Source organism: Rheinheimera salexigens (genome assembly GCF_001752395.1).
In the GTDB taxonomy this organism is placed as follows: Bacteria; Pseudomonadota; Gammaproteobacteria; order Enterobacterales; family Alteromonadaceae; genus Alishewanella; species Alishewanella salexigens.
Genome location: NZ_MKEK01000001.1, coordinates 1,406,170 through 1,427,863, shown reverse-complemented (window position 1 = coordinate 1,427,863; position 21,694 = coordinate 1,406,170). Strand labels below are relative to the sequence as shown.

19 protein-coding genes and 4 tRNA genes are annotated in these 21,694 nt (G+C 42.1%); 6 read left to right on the top strand and 17 right to left on the bottom strand.

Annotated features, from left to right (window positions below; all coding sequences use genetic code 11):
• Positions 1–48: 48 nt before the first annotated feature.
• From BI198_RS06580 to BI198_RS06560, 5 genes are all read right to left on the bottom strand, one after another.
• Positions 49–549 (bottom strand): GNAT family N-acetyltransferase, encoded by a 501-nt coding sequence (locus tag BI198_RS06580; protein ID WP_070048837.1) that lies wholly within the window; start codon positions 547–549, stop codon positions 49–51.
• A gap of 321 nt (positions 550–870) precedes the next feature.
• A tRNA-Pro gene (locus tag BI198_RS06575) sits at positions 871–947 on the bottom strand.
• A 12-nt stretch (positions 948–959) separates the two neighbouring features.
• Positions 960–1,035: transfer RNA gene (locus tag BI198_RS06570), tRNA-His, on the bottom strand.
• A 74-nt stretch (positions 1,036–1,109) separates the two neighbouring features.
• A tRNA-Arg gene (locus BI198_RS06565) sits at positions 1,110–1,186 on the bottom strand.
• 66 nt (positions 1,187–1,252) lie between these two features.
• Positions 1,253–1,329: transfer RNA gene (locus tag BI198_RS06560), tRNA-Pro, on the bottom strand.
• A 199-nt stretch (positions 1,330–1,528) separates the two neighbouring features.
• Here BI198_RS06560 and folD point away from each other — a divergent pair.
• Positions 1,529–2,389 (top strand): bifunctional methylenetetrahydrofolate dehydrogenase/methenyltetrahydrofolate cyclohydrolase FolD, encoded by an 861-nt coding sequence (gene folD / locus BI198_RS06555; protein ID WP_070048836.1) that lies wholly within the window; start codon positions 1,529–1,531, stop codon positions 2,387–2,389.
• A gap of 140 nt (positions 2,390–2,529) precedes the next feature.
• Here the strand turns inward: folD and cysS are convergent, their stop codons facing one another.
• On the bottom strand, positions 2,530–3,918 hold the full coding sequence (gene cysS, locus BI198_RS06550; RefSeq protein WP_070048835.1) for a cysteine--tRNA ligase: 1,389 nt from the start codon (positions 3,916–3,918) through the stop codon (positions 2,530–2,532).
• Between the two features lie 148 nt (positions 3,919–4,066).
• Between cysS and BI198_RS06545 the strand changes: the two genes are divergently transcribed.
• The 4 genes from BI198_RS06545 (at position 4,067) to BI198_RS06530 (ending at position 6,861) form a co-directional block, all read left to right on the top strand.
• Positions 4,067–4,561, top strand: coding sequence for a peptidylprolyl isomerase (locus tag BI198_RS06545; protein WP_070048834.1), 495 nt, complete (start codon positions 4,067–4,069; stop codon positions 4,559–4,561).
• A 38-nt stretch (positions 4,562–4,599) separates the two neighbouring features.
• The gene (locus BI198_RS06540) at positions 4,600–5,358 is read left to right on the top strand and encodes a UDP-2,3-diacylglucosamine diphosphatase (protein ID WP_235605265.1); all 759 of its coding nucleotides are present in this window, start codon (positions 4,600–4,602) and stop codon (positions 5,356–5,358) included.
• Between the two features lie 50 nt (positions 5,359–5,408).
• Positions 5,409–6,158, top strand: coding sequence for a tRNA isopentenyl-2-thiomethyl-A-37 hydroxylase MiaE (miaE, locus tag BI198_RS06535; RefSeq protein ID WP_070048833.1), 750 nt, complete (start codon positions 5,409–5,411; stop codon positions 6,156–6,158).
• Between the two features lie 103 nt (positions 6,159–6,261).
• Entirely contained in the window at positions 6,262–6,861 is a 600-nt protein-coding gene (locus BI198_RS06530; protein ID WP_070048832.1) for a Yip1 family protein, read from the top strand.
• An 85-nt stretch (positions 6,862–6,946) separates the two neighbouring features.
• On the opposite strand, the gene purF is transcribed toward BI198_RS06530, so the two are convergent.
• The 11 genes from purF to BI198_RS06475 all read right to left on the bottom strand — a co-directional run bounded on the left by purF (position 6,947) and on the right by BI198_RS06475 (position 19,760).
• Positions 6,947–8,461, bottom strand: coding sequence for an amidophosphoribosyltransferase (gene purF, locus BI198_RS06525; protein WP_070048831.1), 1,515 nt, complete (start codon positions 8,459–8,461; stop codon positions 6,947–6,949).
• A 19-nt stretch (positions 8,462–8,480) separates the two neighbouring features.
• A complete protein-coding gene (locus BI198_RS06520) occupies positions 8,481–8,969 on the bottom strand; it encodes a CvpA family protein (protein WP_070048830.1) in 489 nt (162 codons plus the stop codon).
• A gap of 59 nt (positions 8,970–9,028) precedes the next feature.
• Entirely contained in the window at positions 9,029–9,646 is a 618-nt protein-coding gene (locus BI198_RS06515; RefSeq protein ID WP_070048829.1) for an SPOR domain-containing protein, read from the bottom strand.
• Positions 9,643–10,920, bottom strand: a complete 1,278-nt coding sequence (folC, locus tag BI198_RS06510; RefSeq protein WP_070048828.1) for a bifunctional tetrahydrofolate synthase/dihydrofolate synthase — start codon at positions 10,918–10,920, stop codon at positions 9,643–9,645. The genes BI198_RS06515 and folC overlap by 4 nt, the downstream gene beginning before the upstream one ends.
• 6 nt (positions 10,921–10,926) lie before the next feature.
• Positions 10,927–11,802: an acetyl-CoA carboxylase, carboxyltransferase subunit beta gene (gene accD / locus BI198_RS06505; protein ID WP_070048827.1), complete on the bottom strand. Its 876-nt coding sequence runs from the start codon at positions 11,800–11,802 to the stop codon at positions 10,927–10,929.
• Between the two features lie 136 nt (positions 11,803–11,938).
• Positions 11,939–12,724 (bottom strand): tRNA pseudouridine(38-40) synthase TruA, encoded by a 786-nt coding sequence (truA, locus tag BI198_RS06500; protein WP_070048826.1) that lies wholly within the window; start codon positions 12,722–12,724, stop codon positions 11,939–11,941.
• A 94-nt stretch (positions 12,725–12,818) separates the two neighbouring features.
• Positions 12,819–15,623, bottom strand: a complete 2,805-nt coding sequence (locus BI198_RS06495) for a FimV/HubP family polar landmark protein (protein ID WP_070048825.1) — start codon at positions 15,621–15,623, stop codon at positions 12,819–12,821.
• Between the two features lie 294 nt (positions 15,624–15,917).
• Entirely contained in the window at positions 15,918–16,937 is a 1,020-nt protein-coding gene (locus BI198_RS06490) for an aspartate-semialdehyde dehydrogenase (RefSeq protein ID WP_070048824.1), read from the bottom strand.
• A 15-nt stretch (positions 16,938–16,952) separates the two neighbouring features.
• Positions 16,953–18,083: a 4-phosphoerythronate dehydrogenase gene (locus tag BI198_RS06485; protein WP_070048823.1), complete on the bottom strand. Its 1,131-nt coding sequence runs from the start codon at positions 18,081–18,083 to the stop codon at positions 16,953–16,955.
• Positions 18,084–18,567: 484 nt separating this feature from the next.
• Positions 18,568–19,215 carry a GTP cyclohydrolase I FolE gene (folE, locus tag BI198_RS06480; RefSeq protein ID WP_070048822.1) on the bottom strand — a complete coding sequence of 216 codons (648 nt, stop codon included), beginning with the start codon at positions 19,213–19,215 and terminating at the stop codon, positions 18,568–18,570.
• Between the two features lie 191 nt (positions 19,216–19,406).
• On the bottom strand, positions 19,407–19,760 hold the full coding sequence (locus tag BI198_RS06475; protein WP_070048821.1) for a DUF2750 domain-containing protein: 354 nt from the start codon (positions 19,758–19,760) through the stop codon (positions 19,407–19,409).
• Positions 19,761–20,008: 248 nt separating this feature from the next.
• Here BI198_RS06475 and ettA point away from each other — a divergent pair, with 248 nt between their 5' ends.
• A complete protein-coding gene (gene ettA, locus BI198_RS06470) occupies positions 20,009–21,670 on the top strand; it encodes an energy-dependent translational throttle protein EttA (RefSeq protein ID WP_070048820.1) in 1,662 nt (553 codons plus the stop codon).
• Positions 21,671–21,694: the final 24 nt, after the last annotated feature.

Sequence of the window (21,694 nt, the reverse complement as noted above, 5' to 3'; positions counted from 1 at the left end):
CAGAGGAGAGTTTATAGCGCAATTAACAGAGAATTCTTTTTACATTGCTTAAGAAAACAGCATTACGGATTGTTGCTGCGCCGGTAACATAACGGTTTTTTCAAACTGTAAACCGAGTTTAGACAACAGGTTTATTGAATTAATATTAGCCGCACTGGTTAAGCCAACAATGCGCGGTAGCTGCAATTTATGGTAACCATAATGGATAACAGCCTTTGCGGCTTCAGTGGCATAACCTTGACCACAGAACTGTGGTAGAAAAGCAAAACCAATATCAGTTTCTTGTAAATCTTGACGGTAAATTAAACCACACATCCCCATCGACTCGGCACTTTCGACATGTTCAACTAAATACAAACCATAACCATAAGTTTGGTAGCTTTTAATTGGCCCCTCAACTAAATATTGCAGCGCATCATGCTCATTTCGTACACCACGATCGGCAATATTATTGATAAATGAAGCATCGTTTAATAATTGCAGAGTAAATTGGCTATCTGCCGCAGTAAAATGGCGAATACGCAAGCGTGGTGTCTCTGCAACAATCATAATGTAGCCTAATAATTATACAAAAATTGTATTTAGACTATATGACAACTTAAATTTTGCCTAGAACAAAAGCTATAAATGATGTGTTTTGAATGTTGAGTTTTGAGTTTTTTAAATCTTAGGGAGAAGTGGTCGGTGATGCAGGATTTGAACCTGTGGCCCGTGGGATTGAGAGTACCCAAACCAAGTGCGCTTTTATAACCTAAAGAGAAGTGGTCGGTGATGCAGGATTTGAACCTGTGGCCCGTGGGATTGAGAGTACCCAAACCAAGTGCGCTTTTAAATGTTGAATTTTAATTATGTGTTTTAAATCAAGAGAAGTGGTCGGTGATGCAGGATTTGAACCTGCGACCCCTTGGACCCAAACCAAGTGCGCTACCAAGCTGCGCTAATCACCGACAATATAGAAATGGGGTGGATGATGGGGTTCGAACCCACGACAACCGGAATCACAATCCGGGGCTCTACCAACTGAGCTACAACCACCATTGAAACCTGTACTATCTAACTTTAACACTTTTACTATACTAGTTACTGCTTAATTACTATAGCGCTTATTATGGCGCGCCCGATAGGATTCGAACCTATGACCCACGGCTTAGAAGGCCGTTGCTCTATCCTACTGAGCTACGGGCGCACAATAGAAACCCTATCAAGCTATTTTATATTTAGAATAATAATTATATCACTCTAAATTTAAAAATGGTCGGTGATGCAGGATTTGAACCTGCGACCCCTTGGACCCAAACCAAGTGCGCTACCAAGCTGCGCTAATCACCGACATAATTGCACTGGGGCAACGGGGCGGAATATTACAGCCGACTAAGCAAAGGGTCAAACCTTTTTTCACATAATACAGCTGACTGCCTATTATTTGAACCTATTGTGCAATAAACAACTAAAAATGCGGGATGGAGTTATGGTTAAGCCTATGCGAAAATAGCGCCATCAAATAAATAGCGCCAGAGACCCATTTTAGATGACAGCACAAATCATTGACGGCAAAGCCGTAGCACAAGCCACAAAAGACACTGTAGCAGCCCAAGTTCGAGCTCGCATTGCCGCAGGTCGTCGTCCACCCGGTTTAGCCGTTATTTTGGTTGGCCTTGATGCTGCTTCACAAGTTTATGTTGGCAGTAAACGTAAAGCCTGTGAAGAAGTCGGCTTTCATTCGGTGTCATACGATTTACCCTCAGACACCACTGAGAAGCAATTACTTGAGCTTATCGACACACTAAATCTAGATAAAACCGTTGACGGCATTTTAGTGCAACTGCCCTTGCCTGCCGGCTTAGATGTCTCTGCAGTGTTAGAGCGGATTCATCCACATAAAGATGTTGATGGTTTCCATCCCTACAATATAGGTCGCCTAGCGCAACGTATGCCCGCCCTACGCTCATGTACTCCTAAAGGTATCATGACACTATTACAAAGCACCGGCGTTAACGTTAAGAGCATGGATGCAGTCGTAGTGGGAGCTTCTAATATTGTCGGTCGACCCATGGCGTTAGAATTACTGTTAGCCGGTTGTACTACTACGGTGTGCCATAAATTCACTAAAAACTTAGAGCAACACGTTCGTCGCGCTGATTTATTAATTGTTGCGGTGGGCCGTGCTGAGTTTATTCCAGGTGATTGGATTAAACCCGGCGCATTAGTTATTGATGTGGGTATCAACCGTTTAGATAGCGGCAAATTAGTTGGCGACATTGAATACGATAAAGCTGCCGAACGCGCACGCTATATCACACCAGTACCTGGCGGCGTGGGTCCAATGACCGTAGCGAGTTTAATAGAAAATACTTTAGAAGCTTGTCAGCTGTATCACGATAAGCATTAAGTTAATCAGTATAAAAAAACCGCCAATTGGCGGTTTTTTTATTTAACGAATACTGTTTACTTTTACTGCTACTAATACCTAGCACTGGATTAACAGCACTAGTTTAGTTGTAGCGGTCTAGTTGTATTGGTAAAGGGTGCTTAGCCTCTACGCCAAGTCGTCACACCGTTTTTATCTTCAACGATAATACCTTTAGCGGTTAACGCGCTACGCGCAGCATCAGCTGCAGCCCAGTCCTTGTTAGCTCTGGCTTCATTACGTTGTGTAATCAAAGCTTCAATTTCAGTCACATCATCATCCGAAGTGCCTGATTGCAAAAACTGTTCAGCACTACCTTGCAATAACCCTAGCACGCCGGCTAATAATTTAAGCTCTGCCGCTAGTTTTTTTGCTTTAGCCGGTTCGGTTTCTTTACAACGGTTAACTTCACGGGCTAATTCAAATAATACCGGTAAAGCTTCAGGGGTATTAAAATCATCATCCATCGCCGCTTTAAACTGGCTGATATAGTCACTAGCCATATCAATACTTTCGCTAATACTTTCGCTGAGCTGCACATTACGTAATGCCGTGTATAAGCGACCTAAAGCGGCATGGGCTTGCTCTAAATTTTCACTAGAGTAATTCAGCTGGCTGCGATAATGGCTCGATAATAAGAAATAACGCACAGACTCGGCATTAAAGTTGGCTAATACATCTTTAACGGTAAAGAAATTACCTAAAGACTTAGACATTTTTTCTTTATCTACTTGCACCATACCGGTATGGATCCAAGTATTGACGTACTTATGATCATGAGCACAGGTTGATTGAGCAATTTCATTTTCATGATGCGGAAATTGTAAATCAGAGCCGCCACCATGAATATCAAAGTGTTGACCTAAGTGCTTGGCGCTCATAGCAGAACACTCAATATGCCAACCAGGACGGCCATCACCCCATGGCGAGCTCCAAAATGGCTCACCCGCTTTGGCAGATTTCCATAACACAAAATCTAATGGATCATCTTTATTATCGGCCACTTCTACCCGTGAGCCAGACTGTAACATCTGTAAATTCTGTTGGCTTAACTCGCCATAGGCCTGATATTTACTAACATCAAATAATACATCGCCAGCCGCTTCATAAGCGTAACCTTTCGCCACTAGCTGCTCAATCATGCTAATAATTTCAGCCATGTGAGTAGTAACTCTTGGTTCAATATCAGCTGGCATTAAACCCAAGGCAGCAAAATCGGCATGCATAGCCTCAGTAAAGCGCGCCGTTAATGCATCACAACTTTCATTGTTTTCTGCCGCACGTTTAATTATTTTATCGTCAACATCTGTAATATTACGAACATAAGTAACATCGTAGCCAGAGAAACGTAAGTAACGATTAATGACATCAAAGGCAACATAGGTTCTAGCATGGCCAACATGACAATAGTCATAAATGGTAATACCGCAAACATACAGCCCTACTTTACCCGGCTCAATAGGTGTAAACAGCTGCTTTTTTCGGGTTAAGGTATTAAAAATATGTAGCATCGTGTCCTCAAAGTGGCCTCTCTGGCCGATATTATTGCTTAATTTATTGCCCAATAGTGTATCACTGGCACCCTTGTGCCGCTATCTTTGCTTTATGATTCGCCCTAGCTCAGGTAGAATAAACCAACTTAAATTAAGAGGCTATTTTATGATCAGCTTACATACCAATTACGGCGTTATTAAATTACAACTTTTTGCCGATAAAGCGCCAATAACTGCAGAAAACTTTACCAACTATGTTAAAGCAGGTTTTTACGATAACACTATTTTTCACCGCGTGATTGATGGTTTTATGGTTCAAGGCGGTGGTTTTACTGCAGATATGCAGCAAAAAACCGCAAATGCTACCATTAAAAATGAAGCCAATAATAAAGTTGCCAATAAAAAAGGCACTATTGCTATGGCGCGCACTAATGATCCGCATTCAGCGTCTAACCAGTTTTTTATCAACGTTGGCGATAACGACTTTTTAAATCACAGCTCAGAAACAAGTTCAGGCTGGGGTTATTGCGTTTTTGGTGAAGTTGTTGAAGGTATGGATGTGGTAGATAGCATCAAAAAGGTAAAAACTGGCAACTCGCATGGCCATGCTGATGTACCTGTAGAACCGGTTATTATTGAAAAAGCTGTTATTGAAGCCTAAAACTTATAGACAGCTGCCTAACGCAAAGAGCTATCGCAATGAGCACTAACAGCATGCCGCATACGCTTTTTATCGCTGATGTGCATTTATCAGCACAGCGCCCCGATATTACTGCAGCCTTTATGCATTTTTTGCATACAACTGCTGTTAATGCCGACGCTGTATATATTCTTGGCGATTTATTTGATGTCTGGATTGGCGATGATAATCCAGAGCCATTAGTAGCAGATGTGGCAGCTGCATTGAAACAACTGAGTAACCAAGGTACTCAGTTGTTTTTTATTCATGGTAACCGTGATTTCTTTCTACGCCAGCAATATGCAACCCGCTGTGGCATGACACTATTGCCAGCCGAGCAAGTGATCGACTTATACGGCACACCTACCCTGATAATGCATGGCGATAGCCTGTGCACTTTAGATATAGCCTATCAGAAGTTTCGTAAATGGTGGAACCAACCCTGGTGGCAGTTTTTAATGCTTAATTTACCGCTAAAATTACGCCAACATTTAGCCCAAAAAGCCCGCTTACGCAGTGCCAAGCATAAACAGCAGTATACCAACAGCAATCAACAGCAAATAATGGATGTCACCCCTGCAGCCGTTATCAGTGTGATGCACCAAGCCAATGTACTTAAATTAATCCATGGTCATACCCATCGTCCAGCGGTGCATCAGCTCGAGATTAACCAGCAAACAGCTCAGCGTTATGTGTTAGGTGATTGGTATAGCCAAAGTAGTTATTTATTGGTCAATGCTGATCAGTGGCAATTATTTTTTAATCCCCTAAGCGACTGATTTTACTTTATTCACACCCACACTTTCTCATTGAAATTAAAGGAATTGTTTTGCAATCGTTGTTAGCGCCTATAAATGCATTTTTGCACTGTGCCACACCTGATAAGTGGCTTGAGCAAGCTCGTCAGCCTGAGAATCTGTCAATCTTATTAACCGACCACTTAGTATGTGAATTAAAAGCGGCGCAATCTGCCATGTATTTAATTCGCCGTTATGTGGTTGATGAACAAAGCGGTGATGCCTTATTACAATGGCTTAAGCCTTATGAAGACTTTACCTATCGGCAACAAGGTGATTGGCAGAAGCTAGCAGATTTAAGACTTAAAAAGTCTATGCTGCCTAAATCTAACTCAGGTTATGGCCAAGAGTTAGTGGATAAAATGGTGTTATTAATCAAGGAAGAATTACATCACTTTTATCAAGTGCTAGAAATGATGCAACACTATGCAATTCCGTACGACAAAATCACCTCAAGTCGCTATGCCCGAGGCATGCTACGCCATGTCAGTACTTTTGAGCCCAATGCGCTAATTGATAAATTAATTTGTGGTGCCTATATTGAAGCTCGCTCTTGCGAACGCTTTGCTAAGTTAGCGCCATTTTTAGATAAACCATTAGCCGACTTTTATTTATCATTATTGCGCTCTGAAGCGCGCCATTTTGAAGATTATTTACAGTTAGCAGCTAAAATAGCCGGTACTGATATTACTGCACGCATACAGTTTTTTGGTCAGGTTGAAGCAGAACTTATTGAAAACCCAGACACCGAGTTTCGGTTTCATTCTGGTTGTCCGGTATAAATATTAGTCAGTTCACTTGACGAACTGGTGAATATTGGTCATAACTGATACAAGGATCATACAATTGGTCCAGTCGTATTAGGAAGTGACAAGGATAATAATTATGATATTGAATCACTTATGGGGTCTGTATGCTCATCCAAAACAAGAGTGGCATACTATAGATACGCGACATGAAAGCCTCCGTTACAGCATGATCCACATTATGCTAATTGCTTTAATTCCTGCACTATGTGCTTATTACTCAGCGGTTCATCTAGGCTGGAGCATTGGTGCTGGTGATCGAATAACCTTAACAGCAGACAGCGCTAGAATTATGGCTTTAGGCATGTATGTCGCTTTAATTGCCGGCGTTTTTATTTTAGGCTTTATAGCTAACTGGATGGCGCTTACTTTTGGTGCTAAGCCCAGCCATACCCAAACCCTTGAATTAGCAGCTTATACTGCAACACCAATGTTTATGGTTGGCTTTGCAGGTTTATATCCAGAACTCTGGGTTGTCGTTGTAGCGGGATTAGTAGGCTTAACGTATTCGGTATACCTGCTGTATGTAGGCGTACCAATTATTATGCATATTCCTGAAGATCGCGGCTTTATCTATGCCAGCTCAGTCGTCACAGCAGGATTAGTGTTATTAGTGTGTATCTTAGCGGGTACTGCCATTTTATGGCATAACGGTTTAGGTCCTGCCTTTTCCCATTAACTACTCACTATTGCAAACAAAAAAAGGCAGTCTATTGACTGCCTTTTTCATTCTAAAGTTAGCTAAAATTTTATTAAGATCTCGCTTAACCTTCGTTATACATTTCTAAATCAGTTGCCATGGCCACATCGGCCTTAGCTTTGGCATCATTGTTGCGCAATTGCTCTAAGCGATTTAAATAATTTTGATCAATATCGTTAGTGACATAGTTACCATCAAAAACCGAGGTATCAAACCGTTTAATTTCTGGATTACCTAAACGTACCGCTTCAATTAAGTCTGGCAACGATTGAAAAATTAAGCCGTCAGCACCAATAATGTTACAAATGCTATCAACATCATGGCCATGGGCAATTAACTCATTAGCCGAAGGCATATCTATGCCATAGACATTAGGAAAGCGTACTTCAGGTGCAGCAGAAGCAAAATAGACTTTCTTCGCACCCGCTTCACGTGCCATATCAATAATCTGTTTAGAAGTCGTGCCGCGAACAATAGAGTCATCCACTAATAATACGTTTTTACCTTTAAACTCTTGCCAAATAGCATTCAATTTACGCTTAACAGATTTTTTTCGCGCTTCTTGACCTGGCATTATAAAGGTACGACCAATATAGCGATTTTTCACATAGCCTTGGCGATACGGTAAACCCAGTACAGTGGCGATTTTTAATGCTGTATCGGTGCTGGTTTCAGGAATAGGAATAACTACATCTATATCTAAATGCGCCCACTCACGTTTAATTTTTTCACCTAATACTGCGCCCATGGCCACGCGCGAGGCATAAACAGAGATATTATCAATGGTCGAATCTGGACGGGCAAAATAAACATACTCAAAAATACACGGTGTATAACTTGGGTTTTCTGCACACTGAAAAGTATGTAACTCACCTTCTTGGGTGATATAAACCGCTTCACCTGGTGAAACATCACGCATAACAGTAAAGCCATCGGCATCTAAAGCGACACTTTCTGACGCCACCATATATTCAGTACCAAGCGGCGTTTCACGTTTACCCATCACTAATGGTCTAATACCATTAGGATCACGAAATGCTAATAAACCGTGGCCGATAATTAACGCCATGGCGGCGTATGCACCACGTATTTTACGATGAACATTAGCTACCGCACGGAAAATATGTTCCGGCTGTAATTGCATCACACCAGTATTATTTAACTCATGTGCTAACACATTTAATAATATTTCAGAGTCAGACGTAGTGTTGATATGCCGTTTGGCAATGCGGAAAATATCATCAACTAATAAATGGGAGTTAGTTAAATTACCATTGTGGGCTAAGGCAATACCAAAAGGGCTATTTACATAAAAAGGCTGAGCTTCAGCGGTGCTAGAAGAGCCCGCTGTAGGATAGCGGACATGGCCTAAACCAATATTACCCGCCAAGCGCTGCATATGCCGAACTTCAAATACATCTTTTACCAAACCATTGGCTTTGCGTAATTTAAGGGTGTTATTACTATCAATAGTAACAATACCCGCGGCATCTTGACCGCGGTGTTGTAACACCGTTAAGCCATCATACAAGGCTTGATTTACAGGATACTTTCCGACAATACCGACAACACCACACATGGAATATTCCTCGCCCGTACTAAGGCTGTTGCATAAAACTGGAGTGATTCTGAATATAACTAAAGAACCACTCAATGATAAAACCAAACTCAGGGATCAATACAGAGCTTTTCCACCATTGCGCTGAGGCTGCAGGGGTAAAGGCATCCATAAAAAACAATACGGCACTAACAATTAGCACGCCCCGTAAGGCACCAAACACCAATCCTAACACCCGATCGGTACCCGATAAGCCCGTTGTCTGAACTAATTTGCTAATAACATAATTAACGATAGCACCCACCAATAAACTACTGACAAACAAGATGGCAATAGCTGAAGCATTGCGCAATGTCGGATCAGACATAGAAGTGAGTAAGCTGGCTAAATGAGGATAGTATTGACTGGCAATAAAAAAGGCCAAGATCCATACCGCAAGAGAGACGGCTTCTTTGACAAAACCCCTAACGAGGCTAATCACAGAAGATAAGGCTATAACTGCCAAAATGGCAAAATCAACCCAGACCATATGCTACCAAAGGTTGTTTGAAGACGGCGCATATTCTAACAAAGCTAAGCACTAGTTGGCTAATTATTTTCAGTAGGTTGATAATTAACTAAGCGTAAGCGCTCAATACCGGTTATTTTTTGCAATTTAGGCAATTGTTGTTCTAAACGTTCTTTTTTCAGTTCCGGTCCCACTAGCACGCTAGTTAATTGCAAGCCATTGCTATTCGTGACCGAGCGGGTAAAAGAAGCAAAACCCGCCTGGCGTAATTTCGCCATTAAAGCATTGGCATTTTGCTCTTTACTAAAGCTGCCGACACTGACAACCCAAGCCGCTTGGGATAGCGCAGCATTCTGCAGTTTATTACTGTTATTAACGCTAGTACTAGTTTCAGAGGGCACCGTCACTTGCGCGTACTGTTGTGCTGGTAGCTGTTCGCTTTGCTCAGTAGCAGTCGATTGATCAAGAATGGGTTCATCAACTGCATTATTGGCAATTTCTGCTCGCACAGAGGCCATAGATTGGGTTTGAACCGCTTGCTGATTAGGTACAGCTTCAAATTCTGGCCGCTCTGGGATCACTTTAAAGTCGTCTTTAACAACTTGTTTTTCGCCATCTAATAAGTCAGGTAAAAAAATCACACCAGCCAACACTAAAATTACGGTCCCTAACAAACGATGTTTAAATGCGGATGTCATTTTGTCTCCTTATAATCTGACAACACAGCTGACACGGTGACAAAAGATCCCAATACTACCAACAAGTCTTCTGCCTGTAACTGCTGTCTTAACTGCTTAAATGTACTAACAACATCGTTATGTTGTATTACCTCTGCTGTAGAGCCCGTAAGCACTTGCGCCAATTGTTGCGAAGTTGCGCCACGAGGTACCGCTAACGTTGCGACATGCCATTGACTCATTATTGGCAACAAGGGTAATAAAGTATGCTCAATATCCTTATCTTTTAACATACCCACTAAGGCAATAATACGTTTATATTGGCTACTAAGCTGACTCAACTGTTGTGCCAAATACTGTGCAGACTGCGGATTATGCGCTACATCTAGTATTATCGCAGGCTGAGATTGTAACCACTGCATACGCCCGACTAAGCTAATATTTTTTAATTCAGCGCGTAATAAGCTGGCGGTAGGTAATTGTTGTAGCTGTTGCAAAACGACTAAGCTACACGCGATATTTTGTGCTGGAATGCTAGGTAAAGGTAAGTCAGTATATGCATCATCACCGCTGTGCCAACTCCAGCTGTTCGCTGTAACGCTATAAGTATAGTCTTTATTAACCACTCGACTGTCACAATTTAGCTCTTTAGCATAGGCTATCACCGAGGGCGGCACATCTAACTCACCAATAACAGCAACTGCATCGGCTCTAAACACCCCGGCTTTTTCCCGGCCAATAACATTGCGATCATTGCCTAACCAATCTTGATGGTCTAAATCAATGGTAGTAATAACGCTAACATCAGGTTGAATAATATTGGTGGCGTCTAAGCGCCCACCTAAGCCAACTTCAATGATGCAATAATCTAGCTTAGCTTGGCGCAACAAATGAAAGCTTACTAAAGTCGTGAACTCAAAATAAGTTAAGCCAATATCACCGCGTAACTGTTCAATATAAGCAAAAGCAGCAACCCAGTCATTATCGGCTACATCTTGGCCATTAATTCGTAAGCGTTCGTTAAAGCGTAGTAAATGGGGAGAACTGTACACGCCCACTGTCGCGCCTTGCGCCAGCAATAATTGCTCGATACAGCGTGCTGTGGTGCCTTTACCATTGGTGCCAGCAATCAGCACTTTTTTACCCGGCAAATGTTGCAATTGGCCTTTATTAGCGACAGCTTCTACCCGCGCCAGTCCCAGCTCAATTTTATCTATCGGATGGCTTTGCTCTATATAATAAAGCCAATCGTCCAGGGTCTGGCACGATTGGCTATTTATGATTGTAGTTGACATAAACCCTTAAGCGTCGTCAGTCTCCGTAACTGGAGCAGGCAACTGCATAAATTTAGCGACAAGTCTGGCAATTGTATCGCGCATTTTTCGCCGGTCAACTATCATATCAATTGCACCGTGATCTAATAAGAATTCACTACGCTGAAAACCTTCAGGTAACTTCTCTCGCACTGTTTGTTCTATAACTCGGGGGCCTGCAAAACCAATTAGTGCTTTAGGTTCACCAATATTAACATCCCCTAACATGGCTAAGCTAGCGGATACGCCGCCCATGGTTGGGTCCGTTAACACCGAAATATAAGGCAGTCCTTGTTCACTAAGCTTAGCTAACGCTGCACTGGTTTTAGCCATTTGCATTAACGAGAATAAAGCTTCTTGCATCCGCGCCCCGCCACTGGCAGAAAAGCAGACAAAGGGCACTTTATGTTCTATAGCATAGTCAACACCTGCCACAAACTTAGCACCCACTACAGACGCCATAGAGCCGCCCATAAATTCAAACTCAAAAGACGCCACCACAATCGGCATTTGTTGCAAAGTACCATGCATAACAATCATGGCATCTTTTTCATTAGTTTGTTTTTGCGCTGCCACTAAGCGATCTTTATAACGCTTACTGTCTCTAAACTTAAGTAAGTCTTGTGGCTCAAGATCTGCGGCTAATTCTTTACCGCTATTAGAATCTAAAAAGTCTTTTAACCGCGTTCTTGCAGATACCCGCATATGATGATCACATTTTGGACACACACCAAGATTGCGCTCTAAATCTGCCTTGTATAATACGGCATCACAAGAGGTACATTTAGTCCAGACACCCTCAGGTATATTTCGACGAGAAGAAGATGACGATGTTCTAGGCAGAATTTTTTCTAACCAACTCATAAATGTTTCCTATAGCTAACTACCGAGTCCGCTCGATAGTAAAAACGTTAAAAACGCCGAAAATTCGATATACATTGCGTATTAAAGCACAAAACACCCCAGACAAGACATAGAAAACTGGTCTTAGTAGTGGCGGTTAGGCTGGCAAAAACAATGGGCCACCCACTGAAGCTGGAATAGCAAATTGTTCTGGATAGTCAACATCCACTAAATATAAGCCACCAGGCTTTGCCGTTGCAGCGGCTAAGGCACGATCTTTCTCCACTAATAATTCGCCTATCCACTCGGGTGGCCTAACCTGCATACCCACTTCAAGTAAGCTACCCGCAATATTGCGAACCATATGATGCAAAAACGCATTGGCTTTTATATCTATTACAATATAGTCGTTATGCCTGGTAATAGTTAGGTGATGCAAGGTACGCACAGGCGAACGGGATTGACAATACAAGGCTCTAAACGCACTAAAATCATGCTTACCTAATAAATAATTGGCCCCTTGCTGCATCAAGTCCGTATCAAGTTTTTGATGATAATGACTTAATCCAGAGCGCAAAATTGCCGGACGGTATTTATGATTATAAATAATATAGCGATAACGCCGAGCAGTCGCGCTAAAGCGAGCATGAAAATCATCTGCTACCGGCTTAGACCACCTGACTGAAACCGCATCAGGTAACTGTGAATTAGTGCCCATTACCCAAGATCTATTGTCTCGTGTTACCGGGCTATCAAAATGAACCACTTGTCCGGTAGCATGCACGCCAGCATCAGTTCGGCCCGCACAAAACACCACTATTGGCTGGTTGGCAATTTTTGATAACGCAGTTTCTAATTCTTGTTGAACGCTATTGACTTCAAGTTGCCGTTGCCAGCCATAAAACGCTGCGCCGTCGTATTCAATACCTAATGCAATCCGCATACTAACCCCTTGTGTTAAAACGCGGCGATTATAGCGTAGAACATAAATTTATACAGTGCTTAGCCTTAAGCCAGCAAATTTTTAATAATTCAGCCTAATTAGGTTTTAATGTTTTCGCTTCGGTTTTAACGTGCTCCGGTGCATCTGAAACTAAAATAGCCTGTAAAATCTGTTCAGCACTTTCTTGGTCGTCCATTTCAATATACGCCCGAGCTAGGTCTAATTTAGCCGCAAAACCATTATCATCTTTATCCACATCATGCGGCTGGTTAATACCTATTACATCGGCAAACTCATCTAATCCGACATCAACATTAAGGTGATTAAATCGCTCAGGGTCAGTTTCTTGTTGCTCGCTAGAAGCTAATAATTTGTCAATTTCAACAAAGTCATCATCATCAAAATCAAAGTCGGTATTTACGCTTTGTTCAAGTTTAGTGATATCTGCATGTTCAATCTCAAAATCAGTACTCTCGCTTTCAGTCGAGTCGTCATTACTAGCGATAGCCTCTAATTCGCCCATTAAGGTGTCAAACTGCTGTTCTGCTAGCGGATCAAGCTCTACAGCTTCGTCACCTAATTGAGCAAAATCGTCTGCATTTAAATCAGCACTGGTAAGCGCATCAATATCCAAGCTTAAATCATCATCTGATAAATCTAAAGCAGGGTATTGCTCTAACATCTCACTAGGGTTTTCTACCGATAAGCTGGCATCGGTAACTTTTATTACTGAGCCATCATCAGAAGTCGCTAAATCTGGCGCTTGTTCATCTTCTTGAGCTAAGCTTTCAGCAAATTCATCTAAACTACTGCTATCAAATTGAAACGACTCTTCATCAATAACAGTAAGATCATCAGCATCAATCCCGGTTGTATCCGTGTTACTTGCCAATTCACTGTCATATTCACTGCCTAATTCAACAGCAGGCTCGTTAGCTAATTCCTGCTCCTCTGCAGCTTTAACTAAGGTATCTGATCCAGTGGCCTGACTTAAGGTTGCAGCTAACTCTCGCGCTTGCTCTGTTAAATTATCGTCTTCCTCAGGCAAATCAATGCTGACGACTTCAACATCATCATCTGCCAATTCAGTAACAATATTGGAACTAGTATCATCTATAGAATCAATATCATCTTTAGAATCAGCATCAGCTAACGCATGCTCAATTGCAGCATCGAGCTCAGCTTCTGCAGTGCTGTCATTACTTGTATTTCTTTTATTAGTGTCATTGTCTAAATCATCTATAGCTAATGCATCTTCTGGCAATGCATCCTCTGCGAAAGCTTGTTCAATTAACTCTGCATCAGACAAAGCGCTGGCCATGGTTTCAGCTGTTACTGCTGGGTCAAAGTCAGTAGTTTCGGTAGTTTCGGTAAAAACATCACTTAGTTCTAGGTCTTCAGTTACCGCATCGGCAGTGGCCGTTTCAAGACTAAAATCATCTACAAGCTCATCGTCCAAATCATCAACTAAATCATCGGCTAAATCTAAATCTTCAGCACTAAAAGGCTGCTCTATTAACGCATCGTCATCATCAATAGTCAGAACATCATCATCTAATAATTGGTCTTCAGGTTCTGCCTCATCATCAGCCAACTCAATAATAGCGTCATCATCTTCTTCAGCCAGTAATAAAGCCGAAATATCGGTATCAGATAGTATTTGATCAGGATCAAAAGGTTCAAGCTCACTGCTGTCGGCTACAGCGGGACTGGCTGCAGGTAATAGACTATCGTCATCTAACAATAACTCATCGTCAAAATCTAACAGATCATCGTCATCTAAAGTCTGCGTTGGTTCAATATCATTCAAAGGCTCAGCTTTTAACGCTTCGGCATTTAAATCGTCCATTGCAAAAGACTCATCTAACAAGGCTTCGTCTAATTCAAATAAGCTTTCATCAATATCATCATCTGCATTAAGCGGTGGTAAAGGTGATTGATAACTTGGATCAGGTGTATCAGCCAATTGCACCGCATTTACGGCCTCTTCAGTTTGCTTGCCACGACGTTTAATAATAAATAACACACTAAACAACACTAATAAGGCCGGAATACTTGCCGCTAACACCCAGGCTAATGGGCTTTTAAGGGCTTGTTGCCAATCAAAACCATCATTAATTTTGGCTTCCATTTCGGCATTAGACCGCAACAATGCCGCCTGTTGGCTTAATAAACTACTTAGTTGTTGTTGTAATTCGCTGTCTTGGCTTAGTTGATTTTTTAAGTTCTCTAATTCTGTTTCAATGCTGGTTAAACTGGTTTTCAATTGCTGATTTTCAGCCACTAAGCCTTGTACCTGCTGCAATGAGTTATGAAACTCGTTACGCATTTCAGTTAGTTCATTACGTTGCTGCTGGGCAACTTGTTGCATTTCTTGCTGCCATTGCGCGGGGGCTTGCGCAGTCGTTACTGACTGTTGCTGTTTCGCTATGTTAGCGGCGTCGGTTGCGGCCTTAGCGGCTTGCTGCCGCTGGCTCCATGCCCTATCATCTTGCTCAGATTTTTGTTTGGCAATATTAATATCGACTTGTTGTACTTCGCGCAGCGTAGGTACATTTAATATCGCATTAGGTTTTAAATGATTTAAATTATTATCTAAAAACGCATCGGGATTTTTTTGATACAGCGCATACATAACTTGATATAAACTAACATTAGCACTGGGTTTTAATCGCTCGGCAACTCGCCATAAAGTATCATTAGCACGTAGCGGGCCTATCGTTGTTTGCTGCGCTAACGTATCAGTACTACGCGGGCCACGGATCTGGACATTATTTTCTTGCGCCAGCAAGGGTAAAGAGTTTTCTTGCGCCAGCAACGATGACGAATTTTCTTGCGCCAACAAGGGTGACGAAAAATTGACAAGCAGAGCAAAAAGTACAACGAATAACACCGGCATTGATATCCCCTAGCCAACTCTGGCAACTTTCTATACCTAAATATAGAGCAAATAACTGTAATACAACCTAAACAGATAAAAGCCAAGCAATTTATGCTCCAACTTTTTGCATTAATTAAAAAAAACAGAATTAAAATCTATATTTATAATAGTAAAACTGGGATTAAGATAACAAGCTTGCTACAAAGCTGCCACAAATTAAAACCTGCAAAAAAAATTAGCCCCATCAGGAGCTAATTTAGATATCAATTAATTGTCTTCGCTTAGCGAATAATATCGCTCTGATGCAATCATTTATAGATATTCACTTATTAACAATTCAGCAATTTGGATACTGTTAGTCGCAGCACCTTTGCGCACGTTGTCTGCTACTACCCATAAGTTAATGCCATTTTCATGCGATAAATCTTGGCGAACTCGACCAACATAGACTTGATCTTGGCCAGTGCCAGAACACACTTGAGTGGGAAATTCTTCATTGTTTTCCACTAACACCACACCAGGACTATTAGCTAATAAGGCTTTTACTTCATCAACACTAATAGGCATACGGGTTTCAATATGCACCGCTTCAGCATGACCATAAAAAACTGGTACTCGTACTGCTGTTGCATTAACGGCAATATGGTCATCAGCAAATATTTTTTGCGTCTCCCAATGCATTTTCATTTCTTCTTTAGTGTAGCCATTATCCATAAACACATCGATTTGCGGGATAACGTTAAAGGCAATTTGCCGCGCAAATTTACCTTCTTTGTCAATTGGCCGGCCATTCATTAGCTGGGCTGTTTCTTGCGCTAAGGCTTCAACCGCTTCTTGACCCGCACCACTGACAGATTGATACGTTGCCACATTAACTCGGCTAATACCTACCGCATCATAAATAGGCTTTAACGCCACTAACATTTGGATAGTCGAGCAATTAGGGTTGGCAATAATATTGCGGTTGCGATAATCAGCTAACGCTTGCGGGTTAACTTCTGGCACCACTAACGGAATATCAGGCTCATAGCGATAATGGGAGGTGTTATCAATCACCACACAACCAGCCTCAGCGGCGATTGGTGCAAAGTGAGCCGAAACACTGCCACCTGCTGAAAAGAAACCGATATGAGCTTGCGACCAATCAAAATGCTCAGCATCTAGCACCTTAATAATCTTACCTTTAAAGGTTATAGTGCCGCCGGCTGAACGACTGCTGGCTAGCGGATATAAAGTATCCACTGGGAAACCGCGCTCTTCTAATAACTCAATAATGAGTTTTCCTACTAACCCTGTTGCACCTAAAACAGCAACATTAAATTGCGACGCCATGACTGTTCCTCTTTGTTATTGTTCCAGGCTAAAACCTAATTGCAGTAGCCAATTTGGCACCGCAGTACCACTAAGCTGTAACGAGCTAAATTCACGCCGGGCTGGATACGTCTTGCGGATCCAATCAAAGCCTTTATTGTTTAGCGTATAACGAAAAATAGCATCATCACGCGCTACATCATATAACAGTCTCGCTAAACTTTGGACATCTGGAAGCCCGAAATTTGGATTTATTTGCACTTTTTCAACTGCTGGAGTGGCTAAAAACTGGCTTAGCTGATATTTAGGCGCAATATTGAGCTGCTGACACAATGATTGATAAAGCATTTCGGTGCCGCGAGCCTTACCTTCAATGCTATGGCCAGCGATATGCGCCGTAGCAATATCCGCAAAAGCCAATAATGGCATTAAAATAGTTGGCTCATGCTCCCAAACATCTAACACTAGTGGCCGTTTTTTGCCTAATTTCGCTAAGCTTTCAGCTTCGGCTAACAATGCCTTATTATCAATAATACCACCTCGGGCAGCATTAATAATGGCGCAGTCTGGCTTTAACTGTGCCAGGGTCTGTGCATTTAATAAATGTTCAGTGGCAAACTCACCTTCTGACTGTAAAGGGGTATGAAAGCTAATAATATCCGCTTCTCGACATACAGTAGAAAAATCAGTATGTGGAAAATCAGGCTCATGCTGCTGCCTTATCGGGTCGCACAGCAACACTTTAGCACCCAATATCGTTAACGCCTTGGCTAATCGGCTGCCAATATTGCCAACCCCAACAACAGCAATAGTTTTAGCGCTCAATTGCCACTGATAGCGCTGAGCTAAATACCATAAGCTACTAAGCACATATTCCACCACCGACTGTGCATTACAGCCTGGAGCGTTTACAAAAGGAATTTGCCGCTGGTCTAAATACGCCTGATCAATATGATCTAAGCCTATCGTAGCTGTGCCAACAAAACTTAATGTTGAATTTGCCTGTAATAAAGTCTGATTAACGTTAGTGACCGAGCGTACTAATAACACATCGGCATCTGCTAACTGCTGGGCACAAGCATTTCGACCATCAAACAGCGTCACTTGGCCTAAATCAGAAAAAAACTGCTGCACTAACGGCATATTTTCATCGGCATAAATGCGCACAGCTTGCTCCTTGTTACATAAAGTATGTATTGATTGCATTGCAGTGTAGCAAACAGCACAAAGCCAGCCTAATTATTAGTGTTGAGTGTTGAGTTGTAAGTGTTGAGTGCTGGCAGTCGAGAATAGACTGACTAAGAACAATTATTAAGGAGCGGTTTTAGCCTAAACTAACCATTGCAGCCCTGGACGGGCGGAAATGAGCCCCCAGGGATGGGTTCACGGCGTGTTAGTGTGGGTAAACCGATCCGTACATACACTTGAGTGTTGAGCGTTTAATTTTGAGTGTTTAATTTTGAGTTTTGAGTGATAGCAGTCGAGAATAGACTGACTAAGAACAATTATTAAGGAGCGGTTTTAGCCTAAACTAACCATTGCAGCCCTGGACGGGCGGAAATGAGCCCCCAGGGATGGGTTCACGGCGTGTTAGTGTGGGTAAACCGATCCGTACATATACTTGAAACTTGTTACTGCTTGCGCAGCAAACTTAGCCGTTATTCGCTAGAAATTCAGCGCGGGTACGGGCGTCATCTTTAAAGCTGCCGCCTAAGGCTGTGGTTTGGGTTTTAGAGTTCACATCCATTACACCACGTGATTTCACGCAGTAATGCACCGCTTCCATCGTCACTGCGACATCGTCGGTTTCTAATAATGTTTGCAACGCTACTAATACTTGTTGGGTTAAACGCTCTTGTACTTGCGGCCGCTGGGCAAAAAAGCGCACTATACGGTTAATTTTAGATAAGCCAATAATACGACCGCTTGGGATGTAAGCAACCATGGCATAACCATCGATAGTAACAAAATGATGCTCACAAGTACTGGTAAAGCTAATGTCCTTTACCTTAATCATTTCTGATACTTGCATTTTATTATCAATCAGCGACATCTTAGGGAAGTTAGCATAATTTAAACCACCAAAGATCTCGTCAACATACATCTTAGCAATACGATGTGGCGTTTCATTTAGACTGTCATCTTGCAAATCTAAACCTAGAGTGCTGACAACTTCAGACATAAGCTGTCTTACTTTAGTGTATTTTTCATCACGCGATAAGCCATTATCTAGCATCGGTGTTTCTAAACCCCGAGCGATTAGCGTATCACGTACTAACGTTGCTTCTTTTGATAACATAACCAATTCCAAAACACCTCAGATACCATCATTACGTTGTAAAAGGCTAACCAGTTTACCAATATAAAATGTTTAGCCTTTTTCAGTAGCCCATCAAGAATGAGTAACTTTGCACAACGCCACTTACTGTACTGTTACATTTGTACTGCTTTTTTGTACTACTATTTTGCGTTTTGTTACTTTATGCCGGCTTATTGAACCAGCGCTAACGCTTCTAATAACTCTCTTGGTTCAACTTCAGGACCATTTAAACTTTCGTCCCAATCAGTACCAATTAACACACCATCATCGTACATTTCTTTTAACCAACCATCGCAAAATACATCTAATGGAATAGCTTCAGGCTTATACACCGACCACTCTTCAGAGCAATGTGCTATAGCATCTGCTTCATTAGACCAAAATGGCATAACGTCAGTGTCTTCAAACTCTACTGACTCAACAACCAGTAAATCTTCGCCTTCGGCCAACACATAAACCACACCATGGGTTTTTGCTAGTTCGACAAAACGTAAAAATATAGGATCTTGCGAAAATTGACTCATATTTACCTTCTTGTGTGCAACGTATTATTGATGACTATTAGACCAGAAATCAGGCTATAAAAGCGAGTGATATCTTGCTTTGTCGCTGTTTATACCGGCAATTACCAGCAAAGGTAATCTATTGGGCTATTATAACCGCCATCAAAGCATAAAGTAAGTTACCCCTAACAACTGCTGATCTTCCCTTGTCTGGTGAAAATGGCGTACAATCATTAGTACTTATTTATTAGATTTAGAATTAAGGCATCATGGCACAATATATCTATTCAATGTATCGTGTTTCAAAGGTTGTACCCCCTAAACGCACGATCTTAAAAGACATTTCGTTATCGTTTTTCCCCGGCGCAAAAATTGGTGTTTTGGGTTTAAACGGTTCGGGTAAATCAACGCTACTGCGCATTATGGCCGGTGTTGATACTGAATTTGAAGGCGAAGCAAAACCGCTCGCCGGTACAAAAATTGGTTACTTACCGCAAGAGCCGCAATTAGATACCAATAAAACGGTACGAGAAATTGTTGAAGAAGCGGTGGCTGATGTTAAAGATGCCTTAACCCGCTTAGATCAAGTCTATGCCGCCTATGCTGAAGAAGACGCTGATTTTGATGCCTTAGCCAAAGAGCAAGGTGAACTTGAAGCCTTAATTCAAGCCAAAGAAGGCCATAACTTAGATAACACCTTAGAGCGCGCAGCTGACGCCCTTCGCTTACCACCATGGGATGCAAAAATAGAGCATTTATCTGGTGGTGAACGCCGCCGTGTCGCTATTTGCCGTTTGTTGCTTGAACGCCCAGACATGTTGTTACTAGACGAACCTACCAACCACTTAGATGCTGAATCTGTTGCTTGGTTAGAGCGTTTTTTACACGACTATCCCGGCACTGTTGTGGCTATTACCCACGACCGTTATTTCTTAGATAACGTCGCCGGTTGGATCTTAGAGTTAGACCGCGGCTATGGTATTCCGTGGGAAGGTAACTACTCTTCTTGGTTAGAGCAAAAAGATGCCCGGTTACAGCAAGAAGATAAAACTGAAAACGCCCGCCAACGCTCTATTAAACAAGAGTTGGAATGGGTGCGCACTAATCCTAAAGGCCGTCATGCTAAAAGTAAGGCGCGGATGGCTCGGTTTGAAGAGTTACAAAGCCAAGACTATCAAAAGCGTAACGAAACCAATGAGCTATTTATTCCACCAGGACCACGCTTAGGCGATAAAGTACTGGAAGTCACTAATTTGCGTAAATCGTATGGTGATCGGTTATTAATCGAAGACTTAAGCTTTAACATCCCTAAAGGTGCCATTGTCGGCATTATCGGACCTAACGGCGCCGGTAAATCAACCTTATTTAAAATGATTAGCGGCACTGAACAACCAGACTCAGGCGAAATCGTGGTTGGTGATACCGTTAATATCGCCAGTGTTGAGCAGTTCCGCGATAGCATGAACCCAAAAAACACCGTCTGGCAAGAGATCTCAGATGGTCAAGATATTCTGCAAATTGGCAGCTATCAAATACCAAGCCGAGCTTATGTTGGCCGCTTTAACTTTAAAGGTAACGATCAACAAAAGTTTATTGGTGATTTGTCGGGTGGTGAACGCAACCGAGTACATTTAGCCGCATTATTAAAAGCCGGCGGCAATATGTTGCTACTCGACGAACCAACCAACGACTTAGACGTTGAAACCTTGCGGGCTTTAGAAAACGCCATACTCGACTTCCCAGGCTGCGCCATGGTGATCTCGCATGACCGTTGGTTCTTAGACCGTATAGCTACTCATATTCTAGATTACCGTGACGAAGGCCAAGTTAACTTCTTCGAAGGTAACTACTCAGATTATGAAGCCTGGTTAAAAGCCACATATGGTGCAGCAGCATTAGAGCCGCATCGCATTAAATACAAAAGAATATAAGAGCAGATAACAGAAGATACTTTT

Coding starts and splice junctions, on each gene's coding strand:
- BI198_RS06495 (WP_070048825.1), bottom strand. CDS start 15,623: ATGCCGGTGTTATTCGTTGTACTTTTTGCTCTGCTTGTCAATTTTTCG.
- cysS (WP_070048835.1), bottom strand. CDS start 3,918: ATGCTACATATTTTTAATACCTTAACCCGAAAAAAGCAGCTGTTTACA.
- folD (WP_070048836.1), top strand. CDS start 1,529: ATGACAGCACAAATCATTGACGGCAAAGCCGTAGCACAAGCCACAAAA.
- truA (WP_070048826.1), bottom strand. CDS start 12,724: ATGCGGATTGCATTAGGTATTGAATACGACGGCGCAGCGTTTTATGGC.
- BI198_RS06490 (WP_070048824.1), bottom strand. CDS start 16,937: ATGGCGTCGCAATTTAATGTTGCTGTTTTAGGTGCAACAGGGTTAGTA.
- purF (WP_070048831.1), bottom strand. CDS start 8,461: ATGTGTGGTGTTGTCGGTATTGTCGGAAAGTATCCTGTAAATCAAGCC.
- BI198_RS06475 (WP_070048821.1), bottom strand. CDS start 19,760: ATGAGTCAATTTTCGCAAGATCCTATATTTTTACGTTTTGTCGAACTA.
- BI198_RS06540 (WP_235605265.1), top strand. CDS start 4,600: ATGAGCACTAACAGCATGCCGCATACGCTTTTTATCGCTGATGTGCAT.
- folC (WP_070048828.1), bottom strand. CDS start 10,920: ATGTCAACTACAATCATAAATAGCCAATCGTGCCAGACCCTGGACGAT.
- accD (WP_070048827.1), bottom strand. CDS start 11,802: ATGAGTTGGTTAGAAAAAATTCTGCCTAGAACATCGTCATCTTCTTCT.
- BI198_RS06545 (WP_070048834.1), top strand. CDS start 4,067: ATGATCAGCTTACATACCAATTACGGCGTTATTAAATTACAACTTTTT.
- BI198_RS06520 (WP_070048830.1), bottom strand. CDS start 8,969: ATGGTCTGGGTTGATTTTGCCATTTTGGCAGTTATAGCCTTATCTTCT.
- BI198_RS06580 (WP_070048837.1), bottom strand. CDS start 549: ATGATTGTTGCAGAGACACCACGCTTGCGTATTCGCCATTTTACTGCG.
- BI198_RS06530 (WP_070048832.1), top strand. CDS start 6,262: ATGATATTGAATCACTTATGGGGTCTGTATGCTCATCCAAAACAAGAG.
- folE (WP_070048822.1), bottom strand. CDS start 19,215: ATGTTATCAAAAGAAGCAACGTTAGTACGTGATACGCTAATCGCTCGG.
- BI198_RS06515 (WP_070048829.1), bottom strand. CDS start 9,646: ATGACATCCGCATTTAAACATCGTTTGTTAGGGACCGTAATTTTAGTG.
- ettA (WP_070048820.1), top strand. CDS start 20,009: ATGGCACAATATATCTATTCAATGTATCGTGTTTCAAAGGTTGTACCC.